The 22,828-nt window shown below is 64.8% G+C and carries 21 protein-coding genes; 6 read left to right on the top strand and 15 right to left on the bottom strand.

The window, feature by feature from the left end; translation table 11 throughout:
* Nucleotides 1-297: 297 nt before the first annotated feature.
* A complete protein-coding gene (locus QA639_RS00300) occupies nt 298-822 on the top strand; it encodes an SH3 domain-containing protein (RefSeq protein WP_428841130.1) in 525 nt (174 codons plus the stop codon).
* Between the two features lie 179 nt (nt 823-1,001).
* Here the strand turns inward: QA639_RS00300 and irrA are convergent, their stop codons facing one another.
* Nucleotides 1,002-1,493 (bottom strand): iron response transcriptional regulator IrrA, encoded by a 492-nt coding sequence (gene irrA, locus QA639_RS00295; protein WP_026192029.1) that lies wholly within the window; start codon nt 1,491-1,493, stop codon nt 1,002-1,004.
* A gap of 327 nt (nt 1,494-1,820) precedes the next feature.
* Here irrA and fabA point away from each other — a divergent pair, with 327 nt between their 5' ends.
* The 3 genes from fabA (at nt 1,821) to fabV (ending at nt 4,860) form a co-directional block, all read left to right on the top strand.
* A complete protein-coding gene (gene fabA, locus QA639_RS00290) occupies nt 1,821-2,342 on the top strand; it encodes a 3-hydroxyacyl-[acyl-carrier-protein] dehydratase FabA (RefSeq protein WP_016844716.1) in 522 nt (173 codons plus the stop codon).
* Nucleotides 2,343-2,385: 43 nt separating this feature from the next.
* Nucleotides 2,386-3,609 carry a beta-ketoacyl-ACP synthase I gene (gene fabB / locus QA639_RS00285; protein WP_092081034.1) on the top strand — a complete coding sequence of 408 codons (1,224 nt, stop codon included), beginning with the start codon at nt 2,386-2,388 and terminating at the stop codon, nt 3,607-3,609.
* A gap of 78 nt (nt 3,610-3,687) precedes the next feature.
* On the top strand, nt 3,688-4,860 hold the full coding sequence (gene fabV, locus QA639_RS00280; RefSeq protein WP_283088941.1) for an enoyl-ACP reductase FabV: 1,173 nt from the start codon (nt 3,688-3,690) through the stop codon (nt 4,858-4,860).
* 238 nt (nt 4,861-5,098) lie between these two features.
* Here fabV and QA639_RS00275 read toward each other — a convergent pair whose 3' ends face one another.
* The 11 genes from QA639_RS00275 to rimP all read right to left on the bottom strand — a co-directional run bounded on the left by QA639_RS00275 (nt 5,099) and on the right by rimP (nt 17,589).
* A complete protein-coding gene (locus QA639_RS00275) occupies nt 5,099-5,704 on the bottom strand; it encodes a glutathione S-transferase family protein (protein ID WP_028335500.1) in 606 nt (201 codons plus the stop codon).
* The gene (locus tag QA639_RS00270) at nt 5,701-6,177 is read right to left on the bottom strand and encodes a GNAT family N-acetyltransferase (protein WP_283088940.1); all 477 of its coding nucleotides are present in this window, start codon (nt 6,175-6,177) and stop codon (nt 5,701-5,703) included. Before QA639_RS00270 ends, QA639_RS00275 begins: the two co-directional genes overlap by 4 nt.
* 123 nt (nt 6,178-6,300) lie before the next feature.
* Nucleotides 6,301-7,035, bottom strand: a complete 735-nt coding sequence (locus QA639_RS00265) for a superoxide dismutase (protein ID WP_283088939.1) — start codon at nt 7,033-7,035, stop codon at nt 6,301-6,303.
* A gap of 206 nt (nt 7,036-7,241) precedes the next feature.
* The gene (gene pnp, locus QA639_RS00260) at nt 7,242-9,404 is read right to left on the bottom strand and encodes a polyribonucleotide nucleotidyltransferase (RefSeq protein ID WP_028335503.1); all 2,163 of its coding nucleotides are present in this window, start codon (nt 9,402-9,404) and stop codon (nt 7,242-7,244) included.
* Nucleotides 9,405-9,718: 314 nt separating this feature from the next.
* The gene (gene rpsO, locus QA639_RS00255) at nt 9,719-9,988 is read right to left on the bottom strand and encodes a 30S ribosomal protein S15 (protein WP_016844725.1); all 270 of its coding nucleotides are present in this window, start codon (nt 9,986-9,988) and stop codon (nt 9,719-9,721) included.
* Between the two features lie 2 nt (nt 9,989-9,990).
* On the bottom strand, nt 9,991-11,100 hold the full coding sequence (truB, locus tag QA639_RS00250) for a tRNA pseudouridine(55) synthase TruB (RefSeq protein WP_050383430.1): 1,110 nt from the start codon (nt 11,098-11,100) through the stop codon (nt 9,991-9,993).
* Nucleotides 11,100-11,510, bottom strand: a complete 411-nt coding sequence (rbfA, locus tag QA639_RS00245; protein ID WP_283088938.1) for a 30S ribosome-binding factor RbfA — start codon at nt 11,508-11,510, stop codon at nt 11,100-11,102. The genes truB and rbfA overlap by 1 nt, the downstream gene beginning before the upstream one ends.
* A gap of 173 nt (nt 11,511-11,683) precedes the next feature.
* Nucleotides 11,684-14,383 (bottom strand): translation initiation factor IF-2, encoded by a 2,700-nt coding sequence (gene infB / locus QA639_RS00240; protein WP_028335506.1) that lies wholly within the window; start codon nt 14,381-14,383, stop codon nt 11,684-11,686.
* 107 nt (nt 14,384-14,490) lie between these two features.
* Nucleotides 14,491-15,177 (bottom strand): RNA-binding protein, encoded by a 687-nt coding sequence (locus QA639_RS00235; RefSeq protein WP_050383429.1) that lies wholly within the window; start codon nt 15,175-15,177, stop codon nt 14,491-14,493.
* 15 nt (nt 15,178-15,192) lie between these two features.
* On the bottom strand, nt 15,193-16,809 hold the full coding sequence (gene nusA, locus QA639_RS00230; RefSeq protein WP_028335508.1) for a transcription termination factor NusA: 1,617 nt from the start codon (nt 16,807-16,809) through the stop codon (nt 15,193-15,195).
* A 3-nt stretch (nt 16,810-16,812) separates the two neighbouring features.
* Nucleotides 16,813-17,589, bottom strand: coding sequence for a ribosome maturation factor RimP (gene rimP, locus QA639_RS00225; RefSeq protein ID WP_028335509.1), 777 nt, complete (start codon nt 17,587-17,589; stop codon nt 16,813-16,815).
* 346 nt (nt 17,590-17,935) lie between these two features.
* On the opposite strand from rimP, the gene QA639_RS00220 reads away from it, so the two are divergent.
* Nucleotides 17,936-19,006 carry a DUF2336 domain-containing protein gene (locus QA639_RS00220; RefSeq protein WP_157342641.1) on the top strand — a complete coding sequence of 357 codons (1,071 nt, stop codon included), beginning with the start codon at nt 17,936-17,938 and terminating at the stop codon, nt 19,004-19,006.
* A gap of 218 nt (nt 19,007-19,224) precedes the next feature.
* Complete coding sequence (locus tag QA639_RS00215) at nt 19,225-20,070, top strand: phytanoyl-CoA dioxygenase family protein (RefSeq protein WP_283088937.1); 846 nt, start codon at nt 19,225-19,227, stop codon at nt 20,068-20,070.
* Between the two features lie 90 nt (nt 20,071-20,160).
* On the opposite strand, the gene trmB is transcribed toward QA639_RS00215, so the two are convergent.
* From trmB to QA639_RS00200, 3 genes are all read right to left on the bottom strand, one after another.
* On the bottom strand, nt 20,161-20,901 hold the full coding sequence (trmB, locus tag QA639_RS00210; RefSeq protein WP_283088936.1) for a tRNA (guanosine(46)-N7)-methyltransferase TrmB: 741 nt from the start codon (nt 20,899-20,901) through the stop codon (nt 20,161-20,163).
* On the bottom strand, nt 20,898-22,022 hold the full coding sequence (locus tag QA639_RS00205) for a M20 family metallopeptidase (protein WP_283088935.1): 1,125 nt from the start codon (nt 22,020-22,022) through the stop codon (nt 20,898-20,900). Before QA639_RS00205 ends, trmB begins: the two co-directional genes overlap by 4 nt.
* A gap of 179 nt (nt 22,023-22,201) precedes the next feature.
* The gene (locus QA639_RS00200; protein WP_028335515.1) at nt 22,202-22,618 is read right to left on the bottom strand and encodes a helix-turn-helix domain-containing protein; all 417 of its coding nucleotides are present in this window, start codon (nt 22,616-22,618) and stop codon (nt 22,202-22,204) included.
* Nucleotides 22,619-22,828: the final 210 nt, after the last annotated feature.

The following is a 22,828-nucleotide window of genomic DNA, read 5'->3' as shown; positions in this document are numbered from 1 at the left end:
GCCTCATTAACCCGGTTGTTCGACACTGCTGATAGCCGCGCTGTCCCGGCGTTTCCTTCGCGCTTCCTAGGGTTCCCCGATACTTGCCCCGGCTTTTCGCCAAGGCGAAACGACGAGCAAATTCGGGTGTTCTGGCTCTCAGGCGTTCCGTCCTCTCTAGCAGAAGGCCGGGCCAAGACAAGAACCCCTCGGACTTGCAGTGCGGGAGCGAACGGGCAGAGGCGCTGGGGCCTTCGGGCGCGGTTTGGGTTGCAGCTCGCCGAATGCGGGTTGGGCATCTCGGCAGGAGACAAGTTGATGGTCTGGCGTTTCGGTTCATTGGTGGCTCTGGTCGGAAGCATGCTGAGTGCGTCGGTCATGCCCGGACATTCCGCCAAGGATTTGAGCCCCACCACCAGCGGCCTGCCGATCCCGCGCTATGTCAGCCTGAAGTCGGATCACGTGAACGTCCGGGCCGGCCCGACCAAGGACAATGACGTCGCCTGGGTCTACACGCGGTCGGGGCTGCCGGTCGAAATCACCGCCGAGTTCGAGAACTGGCGCCGGGTGCGCGATTCCGAGGGCGCCGAAGGCTGGGTCTATCACTCCCTGCTGTCCGGCCGCCGCACCGCGGTCGTCACGATGAAGAACAAGGACGATCTGGCCTCGCTGTACGATCGCCCGGACGCCACCAGCGCGATCGCGGCCCGCTTGCAGGCCGGCGTCGTCGCGCAGGTGAAGAAATGCGCCAATAACTGGTGCCGGGTCACCGGCAGCGGGTTCGACGGCTGGATCGAGCAGCAGCGCCTCTGGGGCGTCTACGCCGACGAGAAGGTGGACTGACGCGCAGCGTCATTCCGGGATGGTGCGCGAGCACCAGACCGCAGGTGCGCAATTGCGCACCGGGGAATCTCGAGATTCCGGGTTCGATGGTGACGCATCGCCCCGGAATGACGTAAGTGCAAAACGACAATGGCCGGGACGAGCCCGGCCATCACAACTCAAATCGACGGTAAGACGGTTCAGCGCTTCTTGCGCAGCCGCACGACCATGTCGACGCGGGAAATCTCGTAGCCTTCCGGCACGTCGGGCATCTTCGAGAGCACGAGGTTCGGGTCGGGAATGTCGACCAGCTCGTGATTGTGCTCGAGATAGAAGTGGTGGTGTGTCGACACGTTGGTGTCGAAATAGGTTTTCGTGCCGTCGACGCTGACCTGGCGCAGCAGCCCGGCATCGGTCAGCTGGTTCAGGGTGTTGTACACAGTCGCCAGCGACACCGGAACCTTGGCCAGCGTGGCTTCCTCGTACAGCATTTCAGCGGTCAGGTGGCGGGCACCCTTGCCGAACAGCAGCCAGCCCAGCGCCATGCGCTGGCGGGTCGGCCGCAGACCGGCAGACTGCAACATTTCGTTGACGTCATGCCACGGACAGCCGGTCAGGGCAGGGTGGTGCCCAGCGCCCCGGGCAGCCGGGTGCACGGCATCATCATTCACAGCCGGTACTTCCTCGTTCATATCCACTCTATGCACCCAACTCAGGCAATATTCCTCATAAATATAAAAAGGATGCCTATCAGATGCAAGTTTTTCGCAACTAGAACGAATCCAAGCTGCGGTAGAAACCTAAGGAGAAGCGGTCATTTATCCTCCGAATGCCGCTTTGCCGCCCAGTTGGCGCTATGTTAGAGAGCGCGCGGACCACATATGCGCTTTCGGCAGAGATAACAGGCCGTAGCGTACCCAGGTAGCGCCAAGATGCGGGACGGGTTACTCCGGTTCCCGTGGGTAGATCAAGGTCCGACCAAGCAAAGCGCTCATCGGGACATCAGAGGTGGAAAGAGGATGCTGGATCGGCGCGGCGGATACGAATACGAGGATTTGCTGGCTTGCGGGCGGGGCGAGCTTTTCGGTCCCGGCAACGCCCAGTTGCCGTTGCCGCCGATGCTCATGTTCGATCGCATCAGCGAGATTTCGGAGAATGGCGGCGAGTTCGGCAAGGGACTGGTGCGCGCCGAGCTCGAGGTGAAACCGGATCTCTGGTTCTTCGGCTGCCATTTCAAGAACGATCCGGTGATGCCGGGTTGCCTCGGCCTCGATGCCATGTGGCAAATGGTCGGCTTTTACCTTGGCTGGATCGGTGGCGAAGGTCGTGGCCGCGCGCTCGGCCTCGGCGAGCTGAAGTTCTCCGGACAGGTGCTGCCGCACGCGCGCAAGGTTGTGTACAACATCGATATCAAGCGCGTGATGCGGTCAAAGCTCGTGCTTGGAATTGCCGACGGGTGGCTTTCCATGGACGACGAGATTATCTATCGCGCCAAGGACTTGAAGGTCGGGTTGTTCAAGCAGGGCACGGCGCCATCTTGAGCAGGATCATCATGCGGCAACATAAAGGCAGGGCGAGGCGAACATGAGGCGGGTTGTCATCACGGGGATGGGTATTGTCTCGTCCATCGGTAACAACACCCAGGAAGTGCTTGCGAGCCTCTACGAGGCGAAGTCGGGCATTTCGCGCGCGGAGAAGGCCGCCGAACTCGGCTTCCGTTCGCAGGTGCACGGTGCGCCGACACTCAATCCTGCCGAGGTGATCGATCGCCGCGCGATGCGGTTCCTTGCCGAAGGTGCGGCGTGGAATCACGTTGCGATGGAACAGGCAATCCGCGACTCGGGCCTCGAAGAGAGCGAAGTCTCCAACATCCGCACCGGCATCATCATGGGATCCGGTGGACCGTCGACGCGCACGCTGGTGGAGGCCGCCGACATCGCGCGCGCCAAGGGCCCGAAGCGCGTCGGTCCGTTCGCGGTGCCGAAGGGCATGTCCTCGACCGCGTCGGCGACGCTCGCGACCTGGTTCAAGATCAAGGGCGTGAACTATTCGATCTCGTCCGCCTGCGCGACGTCGAACCATTGCATCGGCAACGCCTATGAGACGATCCAGATCGGCAAGCAGGATGTCATCTTCGCCGGCGGCTGCGAGGAACTCGACTGGACGCTGTCGGTGCTGTTCGACGCCATGGGCGCGATGTCCTCGAAATACAACGACACGCCCGCCACCGCCTCGCGTCCCTACGACCTCAACCGCGACGGCTTCGTCATCGCGGGCGGCGCGGGTGTCGTGGTGCTGGAAGAGCTCGAGCATGCCAAGGCGCGCGGCGCCAGGATCTATGGCGAGGTCGTTGGCTACGGCGCAACCTCCGACGGCTACGACATGGTGGCGCCGTCGGGCGAGGGCGCCGAGCGCTGCATGCGCATGGCGATGTCGACGGTGAACACGCCGGTCGATTACATCAATCCGCACGCCACTTCGACGCCCGCCGGCGATCCGCCGGAGATCGAGGCGATCCGCAAGGTGTTCGGCACCGGCGACAAGTGCCCGCCGATCTCGGCGACCAAGGCGCTGACCGGCCACTCGCTCGGCGCCACCGGCGTGCAGGAAGCGATCTATTCGCTGCTGATGCTGAACAACGGCTTCATCTGCGAGAGCGCGCATATCACCGAACTCGATCCGGTGTTTGCCGACATGCCGATCGTGCGCAAGCGCATCGACAACGCCAAGCTCAACACCGTGCTGTCGAACTCGTTCGGCTTCGGCGGCACCAACGCGACGCTGGTGTTCAGGCGGCTTGACGCGTGATTTCGCCTCTCCTCGCTTGCTGAGGGAGGTCCGCAGGCAGCGAATGGGAACATTGCAACGATCCGGAATGGGGTGGGAATGATTATTGAACCGCGCGTGCGAGGCTTCATCTGCACGACGGCACATCCCGTCGGCTGCGCCACGAATGTCCGCGAACAGATCGCCTATGTTCTGAAGCAGGGCCCGGCCGCCGACTGCCCGAAGCGCGTTGCCGTGCTGGGCTGCTCGACGGGGTATGGCCTCGCGAGCCGCATCGTCGCGACCTTCGCCGGCGGCGCCGATACGATCGGCGTGTCGCTGGAGCGCGAGCCGTCGGAAAAGAGAAGCGCCAGCGCCGGCTGGTACAACAACCGCGCCTTCGAGATCGAGGCCCAGAAGATCGGGCGCTCGCCGCTCACGCTCGAAGGCGACGCCTTCTCCGACGAGTTGAAGGCGACCTTCATCGAGCGCGTACGCGAGAAATTCGGACAGCTCGACCTGCTGGTCTACAGCATGGCCGCTCCGGTCCGGACCGATCCCGACACCGGCAAGACCTATCGTTCGGTGATCAAGCCGCTGGGCGCCCCGGTCGAGATCAAGACGCTCGACACCGAGACCGGCGAGGTGTTTCAGACCACGCTCGAACCGGCGAGCGAGGAGCAAACCGCAGCCACCGTCGCTGTGATGGGCGGCGACGACTGGAAACGCTGGATCGACCGGTTGGCGGATGCCGGCGTGCTGGCGCCGGGCTTCCGGACGCTCAACTACACCTATATCGGCAGCGAACTGACCTGGCCGATCTACTGGAACGGCACGCTCGGTCGCGCCAAGGTCGATCTCGACAGCAAGGCGGAAGCGATCCGCGACCGGCTCGGCGCCGACGCGGCTCGCGTCGTCGCGCTGAAGGCCGTGGTCACCCAGGCGAGCTCGGCGATTCCGGTGGTGCCGCTCTATGGCACGGTGCTGTTCAAGGTGATGAAGCAGCTCGGTCTCCACGAAGGCTGCATCGAGCAGATCGATCGCCTGTTCCGGACGAAGCTCGGTAAGGGCGTCGCGCTCGATGACGCGCAGCGCGTCCGGGTCGACGACTGGGAGCTGTCGCCCGAGGTGCAGACGGAAGTGTCGCGGCGCTGGCCGCTGCTCACCACCGAGACGCTCGGCGAACTGGCCGATCTCGGCGAGTACAAGAGCCAGTTCCTCCGCCTGTTCGGCTTCGGCATCGACGGCGTTGACTACACGCAGGACGTCGATCCCCGCGTCGTGCCGGGTTAGGCCGTTCGGGAATCACGCGAGAGGTCACAGACCTGTCTTCTCCTTCCCTCTGAAAGGGGGAAGGTCGGGATGGGGGGCAGCCGCGGACGATGCTGTCTGCGGAGAGAGCGGATCCCCACCCGCTTTGCTCTGGCGAGCAAAGCGACCTCCCCTTTTCAAGGGGAGGTTAAGACGTGTTCCGGATTTCGCGGAGCCTGTCATCGGGCGCGCGTTCGCGCGACCCGTTGGCTTCTCCGGGCTATGCGCTTCCTCCCGCCGCGATCTTCTCTGCGCGCTGGAACGCGGGCCGGGCCACGCAGCGGCCGATATAGGCCTCGAACGACGGCCGCGACGGCACCATCTTGAACACGCGCACCGCAAAGTTCAGTCCCGCGCCGATCGCGATGTCGGCAGCGGAGAATTGATCGCCGAGGATCCATGGCCCCTTCTGCAGCTCGGCGTCGAGCACGTCGAACACCTGCGCGGCGCTGCCCCACGCGGCGGTGCTGGTCGGCACCTCGAGCTTGGTGAAGAGCTGGATCAGCGCCGGCTCGATGCAACTCGGCGAAAAAAACAGCCACTGCAGATAGCGCGCCCGCTTCGGGTCCGTCGCTGCCGGCGCGAGTTTGGTCTCGGGATAGCGGTCGGCGATATAGGCGCAGATCGCGGCGGCCTCGGCGAGTTGCGCGTCGCCGTCGGTCAACGCCGGCACCTTGCCCATCGGGTTGATCTTGAGAAAATCTGCCGATTTCTGCGCGCCGGTGCTGATGTCGGTCAGCACCCGTTCGTATGGCAGACCGGATTCCTCCAGCAGCCAAATGGCTGAGAACGAGCGCGAGCGCGGCGACCAGTACAGCTTGATCATGGCCTAGCCTCCGATGTGCGGTTTGTTTTCTTCCACCGATAGTGCTTCATCATGAAGCCGGTGACCGGATTGGGCGCTTCCTTCTCGAACACAAAGCCTTCGCGCTCGTACCAGCGCCAGGCCTTCTCGTTCTCGCGGACGCATTTCAGCCAGATCTCGTCGGGCATCTGCCGGCGCGTGAAGGCAAGCAGCTCGCGTCCCAGGCTCCGGCCCTGATAGGCGGGGACCACCATCAGCTGATCGAGCAGCAAGGTCGGCAGGTGCAGCGCCAGCATGGCGGCGATGGCGCCGCGATCGTCGGCGACGAACAGGCTCCAGCCACCAGCGATCTCGCGCGGCAAGCGGATACGCAGATCGTTCAACAGGCTGTCGCTGGCTTGCGAGAGCCCGGTCGAAGCCCAGCTGTCCATCCAGGCGCGCGCGATCGCGTCATGTTCGTCGGGACGAGCGGGGCGGATGTTCGGCGCCGTCATTGTTCCCTATCGCGTGCGACGCCGGCGGCGTGACGCTGTGGATGCATAAAGGTGAAAGCCCGCGATCGCCTCGCGGGGCTTTCAACTCTAGCGCAGTTGTTTGCGACCGGCGAGGCCGGCGGCTCACACGCCGAGCGTGCCGGCCTTTGCTGCCGCATAGCGCTCGGCCACGGCCTTCCATTTCACCGTATTCCACCATGCTTTGAGATAATCCGGCCGGCGGTTCTGGTAGGTCAGGTAATAGGCGTGCTCCCAGACGTCGTTGCCGAGCAACGCGCGCTTGCCGTCCATGATCGGATTGTCCTGGTTCGGCCGGGTCTCGATCGCGAGCTTGCCGTCCTTGGTCACAGTGACGAACACCCAGCCGGAGCCGAACACGCGCCCGCCGGCAGCGTTGAAATCGGTCTGGAATTTTTCCATGCCGCCGAGGTCGCGATCGATCGCGGCGAGCACCTCGCCGTCCGCCTTGCCGCCGTTCGGTCCCATGATCTGCCAGAACATCGTGTGGTTGGCATGGCCGCCCATGTTGTTGCGCACGCCGGTGCGGATCGCCTCCGGCACGCTGCCGAGATTGGCGAGCACCTCGACGACCGGCTTCTCGGCGATCTGCGGATTGTCCTTGGCGAAATTGTTGAGGTTGGTGACATAGGCCTGGTGATGCCGGTCGTGATGGATTTCCATCGTCTTGGCGTCGATATGCGGCTCCAGCGCATTGGTGGGATAGGTCAGCGGATCGATCTTGAAAGGTCCGGCTGGAGCCTGCGCCGTGGCTTGCGCGAACGCTGCGCGCGATGCGGCGGCGGCCGCGGCGATGCCGCCTGCTGCGATGATCAAATGGCGTCGGGACATCGAGGACATCGTGGTTCTCCGTGCTGGGAAAGCTTCCTGATGTTAGGCCCGAGTTGTGAACGGGTTCCAGCGAATCCGGTCACAATGCCGGGTCAAAACCGCGCATGCCGATCAGCGGAGATTGATTTGCGTCCGATCTCGGCAAACCAAAAAGGGCGGCCACAGGGCCGCCCTTTTCGTAACAGTCGATTTGGTAACAATCGATTTGCCCTGGCTTACTCGCCGGCAGCTTCGCGCGGCGCCGCAGCCGGCGCTTCGGTCTTCTGCTTGGCCTCGAGATCCTCGCCGGTCTCCTGGTCGACCGCCTTCATCGACAGGCGGGTCTTGCCGCGATCGTCGAAGCCGAGCAGCTTGACCTTGACCTTGTCGCCTTCCTTGACGACGTCGGAGGTCTTCTGCACGCGGTTGGTCGCGAGCTGGCTGATGTGGACGAGGCCGTCCTTGGCGCCGAAGAAGTTCACGAACGCGCCGAACTCCATCACCTTGACGACGGTGCCCTCGTAGATCTGGCCGACCTCCGGATCGGAGGCGATCGACTTGATCCACTTGATCGCAGCCTTCATCGCCTCGCCATCGTTGGAGGCGACCTTCACGGTGCCGTCGTCCTCGATGTTGACCTTGGCGCCGGTCTTCTCGACGATCTCGCGGATCACCTTGCCGCCGGTGCCGATCACTTCGCGGATCTTGTCGGTGGCGATCTTGAAGGTCTCGATGCGCGGTGCGTATTCGCCGAGCTCGGCGCGCGCCGCGGTCAGCGCCTTGGCCATCTCGCCGAGGATGTGGATGCGCCCTTCCTTGGCCTGGCCAAGCGCAACCTTCATGATCTCCTCGGTGATGCCCTCGATCTTGATGTCCATCTGGAGCGAGGTGATGCCGTGGTCGGTGCCGGCGACCTTGAAGTCCATGTCGCCGAGATGATCCTCGTCACCGAGGATGTCCGACAGCACCGCGAAGCGCTGACCTTCGAGGATCAGGCCCATGGCGATACCGGCGGTCGGCCGCTTCAGCGGCACGCCGGCGTCCATCAGCGACAGCGACGCGCCGCACACCGAGGCCATCGAGGACGAGCCGTTCGACTCGGTGATCTCGGAGACCACGCGGATCGTGTACGGGAACTCGTGATGCGGCGGCAGCACCGGGTGGATCGCGCGCCAGGCGAGCTTGCCGTGGCCGATTTCGCGGCGCTTGGTGCCGCCGAGGCGACCGGTTTCACCGACCGAGTAGGGCGGGAAGTTGTAGTGCAGCAGGAACGTTTCCTTGTACGTCCCCGACAGTGCATCGATGTACTGCTCGTCTTCGCCGGTGCCGAGCGTGGTCACGACCATCGCCTGGGTCTCACCGCGGGTGAACAGCGCCGAGCCGTGGGCGCGCGGCAGCACGCCGGCTTCGGCGATGATGTTGCGCACGGTCTTGGCGTCACGGCCGTCGATGCGCTTGCCGGTGTCAAGGATGTTCCAGCGAACGATCTTGGCTTCCAGTTCCTTGAACACGCCGGCGACGCGGAGCTTGTCGTATTTCGGCTCCTGGCCTTCCGGGAAGAAGTGCGCCAGCACCTTCTCCTTGACGGCGCCGACCGCGGCATAGCGTTCCTGCTTGACCGGGATCGCATAGGCCTTGCGGAGCTCCTGTTCGGCGATGCCGAGCATCTCCTTCTCGATCTCCGAGTTGTCGATCGTGGTGACTTCGCGCGGCTCCTTGGCGGCCTTCTCGGCGAGCTCGATGATCGCGTTGATGACCGGCTGGAAGTGGCGGTGGCCGAACATGACCGCGCCGAGCATCACGTCCTCGTTGAGCTCCTTGGCTTCCGATTCGACCATCAGCACGGCGTCGGCGGTGCCGGCGACGACGAGGTCGAGCTGGGTCTCGGTCATCTCGTCGAGCGTCGGGTTGAGCACGTATTCGTCATTGGCGAAGCCGACGCGCGCGGCGCCGATCGGGCCCTTGAACGGTGCGCCCGACAGCGTCAGGGCGGCGGAGGCGGCGACCAGCGACACGATGTCCGGATCGTTCTCCATGTCGTGCGAGAGCACGGTGACGATCACCTGGGTCTCGTTGCGCCAGCCGTCGACGAACAGCGGACGGATCGGGCGGTCGATCAGGCGGGAGACCAGCGTCTCCTTCTCGGTCGGACGGCCTTCGCGCTTGAAATAGCCGCCGGGAATGCGGCCTGCGGCGTAGGTCTTCTCCTGGTAGTCGACCGTGAGCGGCAGGAAGTCGACGCCCTCGCGCGGCGCCTTCGCCGCAACGACGGTGGCAAGCACCACGGTCTCGCCGTATGTGGCCATCACGGCGCCGTCGGCCTGGCGGGCGATCTTGCCGGTTTCAAGTTTGAGGGGACGTCCACCCCAGTCGATTTCGACGGAATGCGAATTGAACATTTCGGTTTTCTTTCATGGTTTCACGAAAGCACGGCGCCCTGAAACACAAAGACCATGCCAAGACGGCGAGACACTGATGCGCTGTTGCGATCAGCATCCGGCGATCCTGCCATGGTCCCTGGATTTCGGATGGCGTCCATCCTTTCGGTCATCTGGGCATCTTGCCCGGTCCAGCGGCCGGATTGCTGCTGGACGCTAGTGTGCATGGCGCGACTGCCATGCTGCGCATGATCATCTTTCGACAATTCGAAAGCCCGAGTTCACGGACGACCATGCGAAAACGCGCGCGAACCCTCGCGCGCGTGCTTCTCAAATCAACGACGGATGTTGTGCTTTTCGAGCAGCGCCTTGTAGCGCGCCTCGTCCTTGCGCTTGATGTAGTCAAGCAGGGAGCGACGCGTCGACACGAGCTTCAGGAGGCCTCGGCGTGAATGGTTGTCCTTCACATGGCTCTTGAAGTGCTCGGTGAGGTTATTGATGCGTTCCGACAGGATCGCGACCTGAACCTCGGGCGAGCCGGTGTCGCCGGCCTTGTTGGCATTCGTCTTGATGACTTCCGCTTTGCGTTCTGCGGTAATCGACATCGTCAGTTACTTTCATTGTTGCGAGCCGGACCGGCAGTCAGTCCGTTCAGGTTGAACACGCGCTTGGGGATGAGTTCGCCATTGCCAATTTCGGCAAGCGCGAGAAGTCGGCCTGCCACCGTGACATAGACTGTGCCGCTGGTATTGGGCGCATCCCGTCCGCGCAACAAAACGGCCTGGCCCCTGTGGAGCCTTGCCGCATCAGCCCGTGTGACGGCCAGTGCCGGGATGTCGTCCAGCGCGGTCTCAACGGGCAAAAGCGCGTCGGCGAGGCTGCCCTCGCCAGACGCGGCTCTATTGCATAAAGCCTCCAACTGTTCCAGCGGAATCATGTCCCGCTCGGTAAACGGACCGACAAGGGTCCGCCGCAGGGCGCAGATATGGCCAAAACAGCCCAGAATCCGGCCCATATCGCGGGCCAGCGCCCGGACATAGGTTCCCTTGCCGCACTCGGCCTCGAACACGGACTGGCCGTTATCGCCATGTTCCACAAGGGTTAATTCGTGAATTTCGACCGGGCGGGGCTTCAGTTCCACGGTCTCGCCGTCGCGCGCCAGATCATAGGCGCGCTCGCCCTGCACCTTGATCGCCGAATATTGCGGCGGGATCTGCTCGATCACCCCGGTAAAGCGCGGCAACAGTTCCCGGATCGAATCGGCGGTCGGCCGGCTTTCGCTGGTCCTGACCGGCCGTCCCTCGGTGTCGTCGGTGTCGCGCTCCTCGCCCCAGCACACCGTGAAGCGGTAGCGCTTGCGGCCGTCCATCACGAACGGCACCGTCTTGGTGGCCTCGCCCAGCGCGATCGGCAAGCCGCCGGAAGCGAGCGGATCGAGGGTGCCGGCATGGCCGGCGCGCTTGGCCTGGAACAGGCGCTTGAGCACGGCGACCGCCTGCGTCGAGGTCATGCCGATCGGCTTGTCGAGCACCACCCAGCCATGGACGTCGCGCTTGTCGCGGCGCGGCTGCTGGTTCTGCCTGCCCTGCTTCTGGCGCGGGTCGTTGTTGGTGCGGCGCGCTTCGTCGGCGCGCTGCCCGGCAAAAGCATCCCGCTCAGCGTCGCGCGCGTCGGCATCCTTCGCGTCCACAGCGCTGTTGGTCGTCATCACAGTCATCACTCGTCGTCCGAATCGGGTGCAAGGTCTCGCTGCACCGCAGGTGTCCGCAGTAGTTTCTCGATGCGCTCCGCCTCGTCGAACCGCTCATCGACGCGGAAGCGAATGTCGGGTGCAAATTTCAGGTTGACGCGATGCGCGATCTCGCCGCGAAGGAACTTCTTGTTGCGCTCGAGCGCGGCGATCACCGTGTCGGTGTCGCGGCCGCCGAGCGGCATCACGTAGATCGTCGCGAGCTTCAGGTCCGGCGACATACGCACCTCGGGAACGGTGATGATGTGGCCTTCCAAATCGGGATCGTGGACCTCACCCTGCGACAAAATCTCGGCAACTGCATGGCGAACCGTTTCACCGACGCGCAGCTGACGTTGTGAGCCGCCGGGGCTGGAACTCTTCTTTTGACGGGGCATGACCTTCTTCCAAAACCGTCGCGCCCGCAGGCCTTGGCCGCGGGCATCAATGTCCTAGCTTTGCTTCAATCAGACAATGCGCTGGTGGCCGGACTAAAGTCCGGCCACGCCGTCGCATTTTCAGTTAAATGGACCCAACGCTTAGTAAGATCTGCGCTTCGTAAGATTTGGACTTACAGAGAGCGCTGGATCGTCTCGATGCGGTAACATTCGATCACGTCGCCGACACGCATGTCGCCGTAGTTCTCGAATGCCATGCCACACTCCTGGCCGGAGACCACTTCCTTCACTTCATCCTTGAAGCGCTTCAGCGTCGACAGCTTGCCTTCGTGCACCACGACGTTGTCGCGGATCAGGCGAACATTGGCGCCGCGTTCCACGGTACCGTCGGTGACGCGGCAACCCGCGACCTTGCCGACCTTGGAAATGTTGAACACTTCCAGGATCTGCGCGTTGCCCAGCATGGTTTCGCGCAGCGTGGGGGCGAGCAGGCCGGACATCGCCTTTTTGATATCGTCCACGAGGTCGTAGATGATGTTGTAGTAGCGGATCTCGATGCCGTTGCGCTTGGCCGCGGCCGCCGCTTCCTTGTTGGCTCGGACCGAGAAGCCGATGATCGCGGCGTTGAAGCCTTCCGCCAGCGTGACGTCGGACTCCGAGATGCCGCCGACGCCGGCATGCAGGATGCGGGCGGCGACTTCGTCGGTGCCGAGCTTCTCGAGCGAGCCCAGGATCGCTTCCAGCGAGCCCTGCACGTCGGCCTTGACGATCAGCGGGAACTCCTTGCGGCCCGCGGTCTTGAGCTGCGACATCATCTGCTCGAGCGAGCCGCGCATGCCGGAGATCGAGGCCGCCGCGTTCTCGCGCTTCTGGTGCGCGCGATAGCTCGTGACCTGGCGGGCGCGGGCTTCGTTCTCGACGACGGCGAGACGGTCGCCGGCTTCCGGCGGGCCGTTGAAGCCGAGCACCTCGACCGGCACGGACGGACCGGCCTCTTCGAGATTCTCGCCCTGGTCGGAAATCAAGGCGCGGACGCGGCCCATCTCGGCGCCGGCCACGATGATGTCGCCGACACGCAGCGTGCCGCGCTGCACCAGCACGGTCGCGACCGGACCGCGGCCGCGATCGAGCTTGGCTTCGATCACGGTGCCTTCCGCCGGACGCTCCGAATTGGTCTTCAGATCGAGGATTTCGGCCTGCAGCGCGATCATCTCGAGCAGTTTGTCGAGATTGGTCTTGTTCTTGGCCGAGACTTCGACGTCGACGACGTCGCCGCCGAGCGATTCGACCTGCACCTCGTACTGCAGCAGTTCGGTGCGCACGCGCTCGGGCCGTGCATCGGGCTTGTCGATCTTGTTGATCGCCACGATCATCGGCACCTTGGCCGCCTTGGCGTGGTTGATCGCTTCGATCGTCTGCGGCATCACGCCGTCATCGGCCGCGACCACCAGCACGACGATGTCGGTGACCTTGGCGCCGCGGGCGCGCATCGCGGTGAATGCGGCGTGGCCGGGCGTGTCGATGAAGGTGATCTTGGTGCCGCTCTCGGGCGACAGCACCTGATAGGCGCCGATATGCTGGGTAATGCCGCCGGCTTCGCCAGACACCACGTTGGCGTGGCGCAGCGCGTCGAGCAGCGAGGTCTTGCCGTGGTCGACGTGACCCATGACGGTGACGACAGGCGAGCGCGGCTCGGTGTCGGTGGAATTGTCGACGACGTCGAACAGGCCCTCTTCCACGTCGGATGCCGCGACACGCTTGACGCTGTGGCCAAGCTCTTCGGCGATCAGCTGCGCGGTGTCGGCATCGATCACGTCGGTAATCTTGTGCATCGCGCCCTGCTTCATCAGCATGCGGATGACGTCGACCGCGCGCTCCGACATGCGGTTCGCGAGTTCCTGGATCGTGATCGCTTCCGGGATGGTGACTTCGCGGATCAGCTTTTCCTTGGGTTCGTTCGACGCATGACCCTTCAGGCGCTGGGTGCGGCGGCGGAACGAGGCGATCGAACGCTCGCGTACGTCGTCGGCGTTGAGCGCAGTGGTCAGAGTGAGGCGGCCGCGCTCTTTCTGCGGACCGGGCTTGTGGGTGGTCTTCGGAGCCGCGGCGGGGCGCACGGCGCCGCCGGGGCGGCGCACCAGGCGCGGACCTTCATCTTCGTCGGGCCCGGCTGCAACCGCCGCCGGTCTCGGCGCAGAGGCCGGTGTGCGCGCGGTTGTCGTGGTCGTTGGGCGTGCTGCGGGCGCACGGGCGGCCGGAGCAGACGCAGGTGCGGCTCCGGCAGGCTTGGCGGGAGCAGCGACAGGCGCCGCACCGGGCTTGGCCTCGCCTTCGCCAAAGCGGCGCTTGGCCTCGACTTCGGCTTTGCGCTTGGCCTCTTCCTCGTGGCGATGGCGTTCCTCTTCCGCCTTGCGGCGGGCCTCGGCGGCCTCGCGCTCGGCCTTCTCGGCAGCCTCGCGGACGGCGCGGCGCTTGGCCTCCTCTTCGGCCTGGCGGCGTTCCTCGATATCGCGCTGACGGGCGTCGGCCAGCGCGCTGGCGCGCGCGGAACGCTCGTCCTCGGTCAGGGTCGGCAGCACCACGCCGGAGCGGGTGTTACGCTGCTGCTGGCCGGGAGGCGGGCCTGACGGGCGGCCGAGCGGCGGCCTGGCGGCCGGCGCCGCCGGCTTTGCAACCACGGGTTCCGGCGCATGCGCCTCGCCGGGGCCATCGCCACCGACGCGGCGCTTGCCGCGTTTCTCGACCACGACCTGCTTGGTCCGGCCGTGGCTGAAGCTCTGGCGCACGGTGCCCGTCTCGACGCGCGGCTTCAGCGACAACGTCTTGCTCGGGACACTCAAAGTCTTGTCGCCAGGGGTCTTGGTATCAACCATTCAGCAGTCCTAATCTCGTTTCGCTGTGCGTTTGCCGCACAAATCCTTCAACGTGTCGTCGTTTGCTGAGCATGACCGGTCGGAAAGACGGCGTCCGCCTTCCCGGATCACGCTCTGGAATTTCTGGCCGCTTCGGCGGTCTTGTCGTCGTCGGCCATCCGGTATCGGACCAGCATCTGGCAGCGCGACAGGAACGTCTTGCTCGCCGGGCCCGCGAGCAGCGCAGCATGTATCACATTTGACCGCCCAAGTGCCAAATCCAATTCTTCCGACGTCAAAACATTGACGACGGGGATTACCGGCGATTCACCACGTTTTTCGCCCCTTTGCCTCACGATCGCGTCCAATTTGCGGATTCCGTCCGCCGCGCCGTCGGAAGCGTGGATCAGGGCTGCAGTTTCGTTCCGGTTGAGTGCGTCCTCGACCTTGCCGAAGCCCGAAACGACCTGACCGGCCTTGGCGGCCATCGCCAGGGCCTCGGTGACGCTGCGCACCAGGAGGGTGTCGGTGTCGGTGGGGAGGGTCGGCGCGACGCGGACGTCGCGCTTGAATCCCTTGCTAAATTGGTGACGGCGGACCGCTTCCGCAACGCTGCGCCGCGATGCGGAAACCCATAATCCGCGGCCGGGCAGCTTGCGCTTGAGATCCGGGATCACCTCGCCCGTGGGCGCGACGACGAACCGGATCAGCTCGTCGATCGGACGCACCTCGCGGCTGACCGCGCACATCCGCGTGGTCGCGGACTTCTGCGTCCGCGGCCCATCGTCGAGATCGGGGTCAGCCTGAGCCAGCATCCGTGGGGCATCTCCTTACGAGGCCGTCGTTTCTGCTTCGGCGGCCTCGGCCTCCTCAGCAGGCTTGGCGAGGTCGGCCTCGGTGATCCAGCCGGCCTTCAGACGGGCCTGCATGATCAAGGCCTCGGCCTCGTCGCGCGAGATCTCGATGCCGTCGAGGAACCCGGCATGCTTGGTCGGCTCGCTGCCTTCCTTGCGCTCGGTCCAGCCGACCAGATCGTCGGTGGCGCAGCCGGCGAGATCCTCGACCGTCTTCACATCGTTCTCGCCGAGCTTCACCAGCATCTTGCCGGTGATGCCGGGCACGTCCTTCATGGCGTCCTCGACGCCGAGTTCCTTGCGCTTGGCTTCCAGTTCCGCCTCGAGCTGTTCCAGATATTCGCGGGCGCGGGTCTGCAGCTCGGTGGCGGTCTCCTCGTCGAAACCCTCAATGCCGGCGAGTTCCTTGACGTCCACCAGCGCGAGTTCCTCGACCGAGGTGAAGCCCTCGGAGGCGAGCAGCTGGCCGACCACCTCGTCGACATTGAGCGCTTCCATGAACACGCGGGTCGAGTTCTCGAAGTCGGCCTGGCGGCGCTCCGACTCTTCCTGCTCGGTCAGGATGTCGATGTCCCAGCCGGTCAGCTGCGAGGCGAGCCGGACGTTCTGGCCGCGGCGGCCGATCGCCAGCGACAGCTGGTTATTGGTGTCGGGAACCACGACCTCGATGCGCTCGCGGTCCTCGTCGATCACGACCTTGGCGACTTCAGCCGGCGCCAGCGCGTTGACGACGAAGGTCGCGATGTCGGGTGACCACGGGATGATGTCGATCTTCTCGCCCTGCAGCTCGTTCACCACGGCCTGCACGCGCGAGCCGCGCATGCCGACGCAGGCGCCGACCGGGTCGACTGAGGAATCGCGCGAGATCACGCCGATCTTGGCGCGCGAGCCCGGATCGCGGGCGACCGCCTTGATCTCGACGATGCCGTCGTAGATCTCCGGCACTTCCTGCGCGAACAGCTTCGCCATGAACTGCGGATGGGTGCGCGACAGGAAGATCTGCGGACCGCGGGTCTCGCGGCGGACGTCGAAGATATAGGCGCGGACGCGGTCGCCGTTGCGGAACACTTCGCGCGGCAGCATCTCGTCGCGGCGCACGATCGCTTCGCCACGGCCGAGGTCGACGATCACGCTGCCATATTCGACGCGCTTGACGATGCCGTTGACGATGTCGCCGATGCGATCCTTGAATTCCTGGTACTGCCGGTCGCGCTCGGCCTCGCGCACCTTCTGCACGATCACCTGCTTGGCCGACTGCGCGGCGATGCGGCCATATTCCAGCGGCGGCAGCGTGTCGGCGATGGTGTCGCCGACCTGGGCGCCTGGATTGGCGCGCTGCGCATCGTGCAGCGAAATCTGGTTCGACGAGTTTTCGACGACGTCGACCACCAGCATGTGGCGGGTCAGCCGCAGCTCGCCCTTCTTGGCATCGATCTCGGCATGGACGTCGGTCTCGCTGCCGTAGCGGGCACGCGCGGCCTTGGCGATGGCGTCTTCCATCGCCGCGATCACGATGGAGCGGTCGATCGACTTTTCGCGCGCAACTGCGTCTGCGATCTGCAGCAGTTCGAGTTTGTTGGCGCTGACTGCCATGGCTTAGTCTCCTTCGGATGGATCGATCTCGCCACGGCGCGCGCGCTCGGCCGCCAGGCGGTGCTTTTTGGTGTTGGTCGGAGCCGGCTTCTTGCCGGGCTTGTGAGCAGGCTTGGGTTTCGGCTTCTGGCTCTTCGCCGGATCGCTCTTCTTGGCGTGGGCCGGCTGCGGCGGCGCGAGGCCGAGCTCGCGGCGCAGCTCGCGCTCGGCGGCCTTGCCGCGCCGCATCGATTCCTCGATCAATTCGTCGGTCAGCACCAGCCGCGCGTCCGAGATGTCCTCCATCACCAGGAGAACCTCGACGTCCTCGTCGGGACGCGGATCGTCGCGCCTGATGCGCACCGCATCGCCCTCGACGCCGGCGAGCAGGCCGCGGAACCGCTTGCGGCCCTGATGCGCTACCGCCATCTCGATCTTCACGAGATGCCCGGTGTAGCGCTCAAAGTCGGAGCGGCGCACCAGTGGGCGGTCGATGCCGGGCGAAGAGATTTCCAGCCGGTAGGCGCGCTCGATCGGGTCGGCGACATCGAGCACCGGCGACAGCGCGCGCGAGATAGCCTCGCAATCCTCGAGCTGCATCGAGCCGTCGGGCCGCTCCGCCATGATCTGCACGGTGCAGCCGGCGTCGCCCGAGACCTTGATGCGCACCAGGCGATAGCCCATGCCCTGCAGCACCGGGACCGCGACCGCGGCGACACGCGCCGCGACCCCGGGCTCAACGACGAGACGCGGCTCGGCGAGCAGTTCGGTGTCCACGGACGTGGCGGTCGGTTCGGTCATATCCAGTGTCAAAGGCTGTCTAAGGTCTAAAGGCTGCGGAGGTCTGTTGTGTTGTTCAGGTGGCCTTAAGGGGCCGCTAACGCTACCCAAACTGGACCCGGCCTCGTTGGGTCCCGTCAGGTAATAAAAAAGAGCGGGTCCCGGGGGGCCCACTCTCCTACGCGATCGTATGAGATACCATAAGTTGCGCTGGATATAGCTCTTTTGCCCGGCTCCGGCAAGGCCCCCGGGTCCGGCGGGAGGCGATTTTACGGCTCCCAGGATGCCGGATTGATCTAACCCTCCGTTTACGAACGGGACCATAGATTGCCGAAAATCGGCAGAAGTCGCCGGTCGGACAAGGCTCATGACGACAGCCCCTGCGCTGATCCCGGAACTCGACGACATCGTTCGCCGCGGCGACCCCAAGCGCCGCGCCGAGGCCGCGCGGCGGCTCGGCGAGCTGTTTCTTCAGGGCGCCGCGAGCTTCCGTCCCGACCATATCGACCTGTTCGACGGGGTGCTGACCAGCCTGGTCCCGCATGCCGAGCTTGCTGCGCGGGTCGATCTCGCCGAACGGCTCGCGCTGCTCGCCAACGCGCCGCGGCATCTGGTCGGGCAACTCGCCCGCGAGGACGAGGTCGCGATCGCGGGGCCGCTGCTGCGCCGATCGCCGGTGATTGACGAAAAGGTGCTGGTCGAGATCGCCAATGCCAAGGGCCAGGGCCATCTGCTCGCGATGGCCGAGCGATCGAAGCTCTCGACTGCGCTGACCGACGTCCTCGTCCGACGCGGCGATCGCGACGTCATCCGATGCGCGGCCGGCAATGCGGGCGCGGCGTTCTCGGACGCCTCCTTCACGACCTTGGTACAACGAGCCGGCCAGGACGGCGTGCTGACGCTGCGGATCGGCCGCCGCGATGATCTTCCGCCCGAGCATCTGAAGGGCCTGCTCGCCGGCTCGATCGACGTGATCCGCCGCCGTCTGCATGCCGTCGCCAAGCCGGAACGCCAGGCCGAGATCAAGCTGGCGATGAAGGAGATCGAGGGCGTGATCGTTCAGGTCGAGGGCCGCGATTTCACAGCCGCGCAGCGCGCCATCCTGGCGCTGCATCGCGCCGGCGAATTGAACGAGGCCGCGGTGGCCGGCTTCGCAAAGGCCTTCAAGTATGAGGAATGCGTGGCGGCGCTCGCCGCGATGGCCGGCGTGAAGATCGTCACGCTCGATCGCCTGATCTCCGGCGACCGTTACGATCCGATCCTGATTGCGAGCAAGACGATCGGCTTCGAATGGCCGACCGTGCGCGCCCTGATCCTGATGCGGCTCGGGCCGAACCGCGTGCCGTCTCCTGCCGATATCGAAGGTGCGCGGGTGAATTTCGTGCGCCTGATGCCCTCGACGGCGCAGCGCGTCGTGGAGTTCTGGAAGTCGCGCTAGTCCGCCGGGGACTCTTCATTCCGTCATCCTGCGGAGCGCGCATTTGTGCGCGTCTCGAAGGATGCACGGCCACGCTGTTGCAGCCGGGCCGTCGGGCTTCGAGACGGCCGCTTTGCGGCCTCCTCAGCATGACGGATCATAGTGCACACTTCCCAAACCCAAAATCGTTCCGCTATGCTTTCCGCAAGGCGCGACACAGCGCCAACGGGGAGATTGCCATGCTGACGGACGCCGACATCCAAACGCACGCCGCGCGGATCCGCGACGACGGATACACCGTGATCGAGCGCGCCGCCTCGCCCGATCTGGTCGAGGGGTTGAAGGCGGCGGTGCTGAGAATCGAGCGCGAGCACAGTCTCGCACCTGCCCGAACATCGTTCGAAGGCTTCAAGACGCTGCGCATCAACAACCTCCTGACCTATGACGATCTGTTCTGGGAGGTGCCGCTGCATGACAACGTGCTGCCGGTGGTCGAACGCGTGCTGGACAGGGAATGCCTGCTCTCGTCGTTCTGCTCGCTGGTGCTCGGGCCCGGCCAGGAGGCGCAGCCGATTCACGAAGACACCCAATTGATCCCGTTGCCGCGGCCGCACATCCCGATCACGATCAATGCGATCTGGGCGCTGTCCGATTTCCGCGACGACAATGGCGCGACGCGGATCATTCCGCGCAGCCACAAATTCGATTCGTCGCCCGAATACGGCAAGGAGTACGACGCGGTCACCGCGACCATGCCGGCCGGCAGCGTGATGCTGTTCGACAGCGCCCTGTGGCATGGCGGCGGCGCAAATAGCAGCGACGCCAGGCGCTTTGCCTTCTCCTGCGCCTATTGCTGGGGCTGGATGCGGCAGCAGGAGAACCTGCAACTCGGCATTCCGCGCGAGACCGCGGCCCGCTTTCCGCGCCGTTTGCAGGAATTGTGCGGCTACAGCGTCTACAAGGGCCAGTTCGGCCACATCGACAATCACGATCCGATCGAGCTGCTCGGCCGCGAGCGCGGCAAGCGGATGGTGTGGGAGGCGACCGACGTCAGGAAGGCGCGGCTGGCGGAAGTGAAGGGATAGCTATCCGTCATTCCGGGGCGTCGCGATAGCGACGAACCCGGAATCTCGAGGTTCCGGGTTCGATGCTGCGCATCGCCCGGAATGACGGCGTTAGGGCAACCGCTTGAATCGCAAATACGCCGCCTTGCGCCCCTCGCGCTCGGCCTTGGCGCCGTAGCGCGTCATCGTGTAGTTCGGCCACGGCTGTTGCCAGTCGATCGCGCGCTCGGCAAGCCAGGCGAAGTCTGGCGAGCGCATCAGATGCGCCAGCGTCCAGGCGCAATAATCATCGATATCGCTGACGAAGCGGAATTCGCCGCCCGGCGGCAGCAATCGTGTCATCGCAGTGACCGTTGCATCCTGCACGAAGCGCCGCTTCCAGTGCCGCCGCTTCGGCCACGGATCGGGATGGATCAGGTCGATGCGCGCAACTGAGCGCGTCGGCGCCCAGGCCAGCAGTTCGGCCGCGTCGCCGGCGAACAGGCGGATGTTGCCGATATTTTGCGCCTCGATCTGGGTCAGGATCTTCGCCATGCCGTTGACATAGGGCTCGCAGCCGATGAAGCCCGTGCTCGGAAAGGCCTGTGCCTCCGCGATCAGATGCTCGCCGCCGCCGAAGCCGATTTCGAGCCTGACATTCTCGATGCCGTCATCGAACAACTCGGTCAGCGCCTCGGGCGCGGGCGCCGAGATGTCGACGGCCAGATGCGGCAGCAGAGTGTCGATCAGGTCGGCCTGATGCGGGCGCAGCTTATGGCCCTTGCGCCGTCCGAAGAACGAGCCGCGCGCATGCGCCATCGTGCCGTCGTCGGGGGAATCGCGATCGCCGCGGTCGCCTGGAGCCGGTGTCATCGCAGCGTTTGATAGAGACGGTGGAGCAGCCGCGCGCGCGGCTCGATCGACGAGATGTAGAGCTGCTCGTAATGGGTATGCGCACCCTTGCCGTCGACGCCGAGGCCGTCGAGGGTCGCGGTGTGCGGCGCGGTGAAATTGCCGTCGGAGCCGCCGCCGGTGAACACATCCGCCAGCTCGAAGCCGAGCTCGGCGGCCAGCCCCTTGGCGTGCTCGTAGAGTGCGGCGCCGGCATTGCTTTTCTCATAGGGCGGACGGTTCAATTCGCCCGATATCTTCACGCTGACGCCCTCGGTGCGTGAGGTGATCCCGAGGATCTTCGGAACCAGCTCGTCGGCGTCGGCCATGGTCGGCACGCGCATGTCGACTTCCGCATAGGCCTCTTCGGCGATCACGTTCGGCTTGGTGCCGCCGCGGACGACACCGACATTGACGGTGACGCCGCGCTTGAGATCGTTCATGGCCTCCAGCGCCTGGATCACATTGCCGAGCTCCCGGATCGCGCTGCGGCCGTCCTCGGGGCGCGTGCCGGCATGGGCCGGCGCGCCCTTGATGGTGACGTCGAAACGCGCAACGCCCTTGCGTCCGGTGACGATCTTGCCGCCGTCGCGCGCCGGCTCCGTCACCAGCACGTATTTGGCCTTGCGGCCCTCGGCCTCGATCAGCGCCCGCGAGGTCGGGCTGCCGATCTCCTCGTCCGACACGTAGAGCTGGGTGATGCCGAGCGGCGGGCGCGCGCCGTCGGCGCAGACCTGCCGGAATGCATGATAGGCGAGGTAGGCGCCGCCCTTCATGTCGTAGATGCCGGGGCCGAACGCGCTGTCGCCGTCGACCTTGAATGGTAACCGTTCGATGAATCCCATCGGATGGACTGTGTCGAGATGGCTCAGCACCAGGATGCCCGGCGCCTCCTCGCCCCAGGACGAGCGCGTCACCAGGTGATCGCCGCAGCCGTCGCGTCCTGCAATGCGCTCCACCGTGGCCGGCAGGTCGCGATAGCCCGAGGCGACGAGATCAGCCAGCTTGTTGACCTGATCGGGCCGCTCCGTCGGAGATTCGATCTCGACCCAGCGGCGGATGCCGTCGAGAATCACGGCGGTTTCGAACGGATTGCTGGACATGCTGTTGTCGTCGCCTGTGAATTCGCTTTGTCATTGCGCGCACGCGCCGAAGCACGATCCGGAATCATGCTCGAAGGAGGCGCTCAAGCGCGATGATGCTCAAGCTGAGCTCATCGCGTTGGCGCGCGCCGGAATGGCATATTCCAGATTTGACGATCTCTCAAACGGATATGGCTGAATCAGGCCTGCTCGGCTGCCTCGCGCGCCGCAATCTGCTCGACCAGTTCGACGATGCTGCGGCGGAGCTTGGCGTCCGCGATCCGCGTGAAGGCGCGGGTCAGGGCCAGGCCCTCGGCGGTTGCCAGAAAATCGGAGACGTAGGTCGGCGAGGCGCCCTCGCTGAAGCCGTCGGCGGTCTTGACCCCGCTCGGGCCGCCATCGAACAGGAAAGAGACCGGCACCTGCAGGATTTCGGAGATCTGCTGCAGCCGGCTGGCGCCGACGCGGTTGGTGCCCTTCTCGTATTTCTGCACCTGCTGGAACGTCAGGCCTAGCGCCTCGCCCAGTTTCTCCTGGCTCATGCCGAGCATGATGCGTCGCATACGGACGCGGCTGCCGACATATTTGTCAACAGGATTGGGCGCTTTGGTGGACATCTCCAACTCTCCTAAGGGATTGCGCGCCCGTGGATGAGGCAAGTTGGAAGTGGAGTATGCCTCAGGCGCCGGTGCCGTCAAATCCTGCAAGGAGGATCGGGACGAAATGCGGACAATTTGCGCAAAGGGGCTGACTTGGCTTGTGATTTCGCGTGGACCCGTACAATGCGAAGTGCACGGTCGATCTGTCAACTGGTGGAATCATACTGA

Origin of the sequence: Bradyrhizobium pachyrhizi (assembly GCF_029714545.1) — a bacterium.
Classification (GTDB): domain Bacteria; phylum Pseudomonadota; class Alphaproteobacteria; order Rhizobiales; family Xanthobacteraceae; genus Bradyrhizobium; species Bradyrhizobium pachyrhizi.
The sequence above is the reverse complement of the archived record's forward strand: the minus strand, read 5'-3'. Positions and strand labels throughout refer to the sequence as shown.

Bases quoted from the DNA above. Each gene is read 5' to 3' on its own strand.
- rpsO (WP_016844725.1), bottom strand. From the start codon at position 9,988: ATGTCGATTACCGCAGAACGCAAAGCGGAAGTCATCAAGACGAATGCC.
- rimP (WP_028335509.1), bottom strand. From the start codon at position 17,589: ATGACCGAACCGACCGCCACGTCCGTGGACACCGAACTGCTCGCCGAG.
- fabA (WP_016844716.1), top strand. From the start codon at position 1,821: ATGCTGGATCGGCGCGGCGGATACGAATACGAGGATTTGCTGGCTTGC.
- trmB (WP_283088936.1), bottom strand. From the start codon at position 20,901: ATGACACCGGCTCCAGGCGACCGCGGCGATCGCGATTCCCCCGACGAC.
- truB (WP_050383430.1), bottom strand. From the start codon at position 11,100: ATGACTGTGATGACGACCAACAGCGCTGTGGACGCGAAGGATGCCGAC.
- QA639_RS00220 (WP_157342641.1), top strand. From the start codon at position 17,936: ATGACGACAGCCCCTGCGCTGATCCCGGAACTCGACGACATCGTTCGC.
- QA639_RS00265 (WP_283088939.1), bottom strand. From the start codon at position 7,035: ATGTCCTCGATGTCCCGACGCCATTTGATCATCGCAGCAGGCGGCATC.
- rbfA (WP_283088938.1), bottom strand. From the start codon at position 11,510: ATGCCCCGTCAAAAGAAGAGTTCCAGCCCCGGCGGCTCACAACGTCAG.
- QA639_RS00200 (WP_028335515.1), bottom strand. From the start codon at position 22,618: ATGTCCACCAAAGCGCCCAATCCTGTTGACAAATATGTCGGCAGCCGC.
- nusA (WP_028335508.1), bottom strand. From the start codon at position 16,809: ATGGCAGTCAGCGCCAACAAACTCGAACTGCTGCAGATCGCAGACGCA.
- QA639_RS00235 (WP_050383429.1), bottom strand. From the start codon at position 15,177: ATGCTGGCTCAGGCTGACCCCGATCTCGACGATGGGCCGCGGACGCAG.
- QA639_RS00275 (WP_028335500.1), bottom strand. From the start codon at position 5,704: ATGATCAAGCTGTACTGGTCGCCGCGCTCGCGCTCGTTCTCAGCCATT.
- QA639_RS00270 (WP_283088940.1), bottom strand. From the start codon at position 6,177: ATGACGGCGCCGAACATCCGCCCCGCTCGTCCCGACGAACATGACGCG.
- infB (WP_028335506.1), bottom strand. From the start codon at position 14,383: ATGGTTGATACCAAGACCCCTGGCGACAAGACTTTGAGTGTCCCGAGC.
- irrA (WP_026192029.1), bottom strand. From the start codon at position 1,493: ATGAACGAGGAAGTACCGGCTGTGAATGATGATGCCGTGCACCCGGCT.
- QA639_RS00300 (WP_428841130.1), top strand. From the start codon at position 298: ATGGTCTGGCGTTTCGGTTCATTGGTGGCTCTGGTCGGAAGCATGCTG.
- fabB (WP_092081034.1), top strand. From the start codon at position 2,386: ATGAGGCGGGTTGTCATCACGGGGATGGGTATTGTCTCGTCCATCGGT.
- pnp (WP_028335503.1), bottom strand. From the start codon at position 9,404: ATGTTCAATTCGCATTCCGTCGAAATCGACTGGGGTGGACGTCCCCTC.
- QA639_RS00215 (WP_283088937.1), top strand. From the start codon at position 19,225: ATGCTGACGGACGCCGACATCCAAACGCACGCCGCGCGGATCCGCGAC.
- QA639_RS00205 (WP_283088935.1), bottom strand. From the start codon at position 22,022: ATGTCCAGCAATCCGTTCGAAACCGCCGTGATTCTCGACGGCATCCGC.
- fabV (WP_283088941.1), top strand. From the start codon at position 3,688: ATGATTATTGAACCGCGCGTGCGAGGCTTCATCTGCACGACGGCACAT.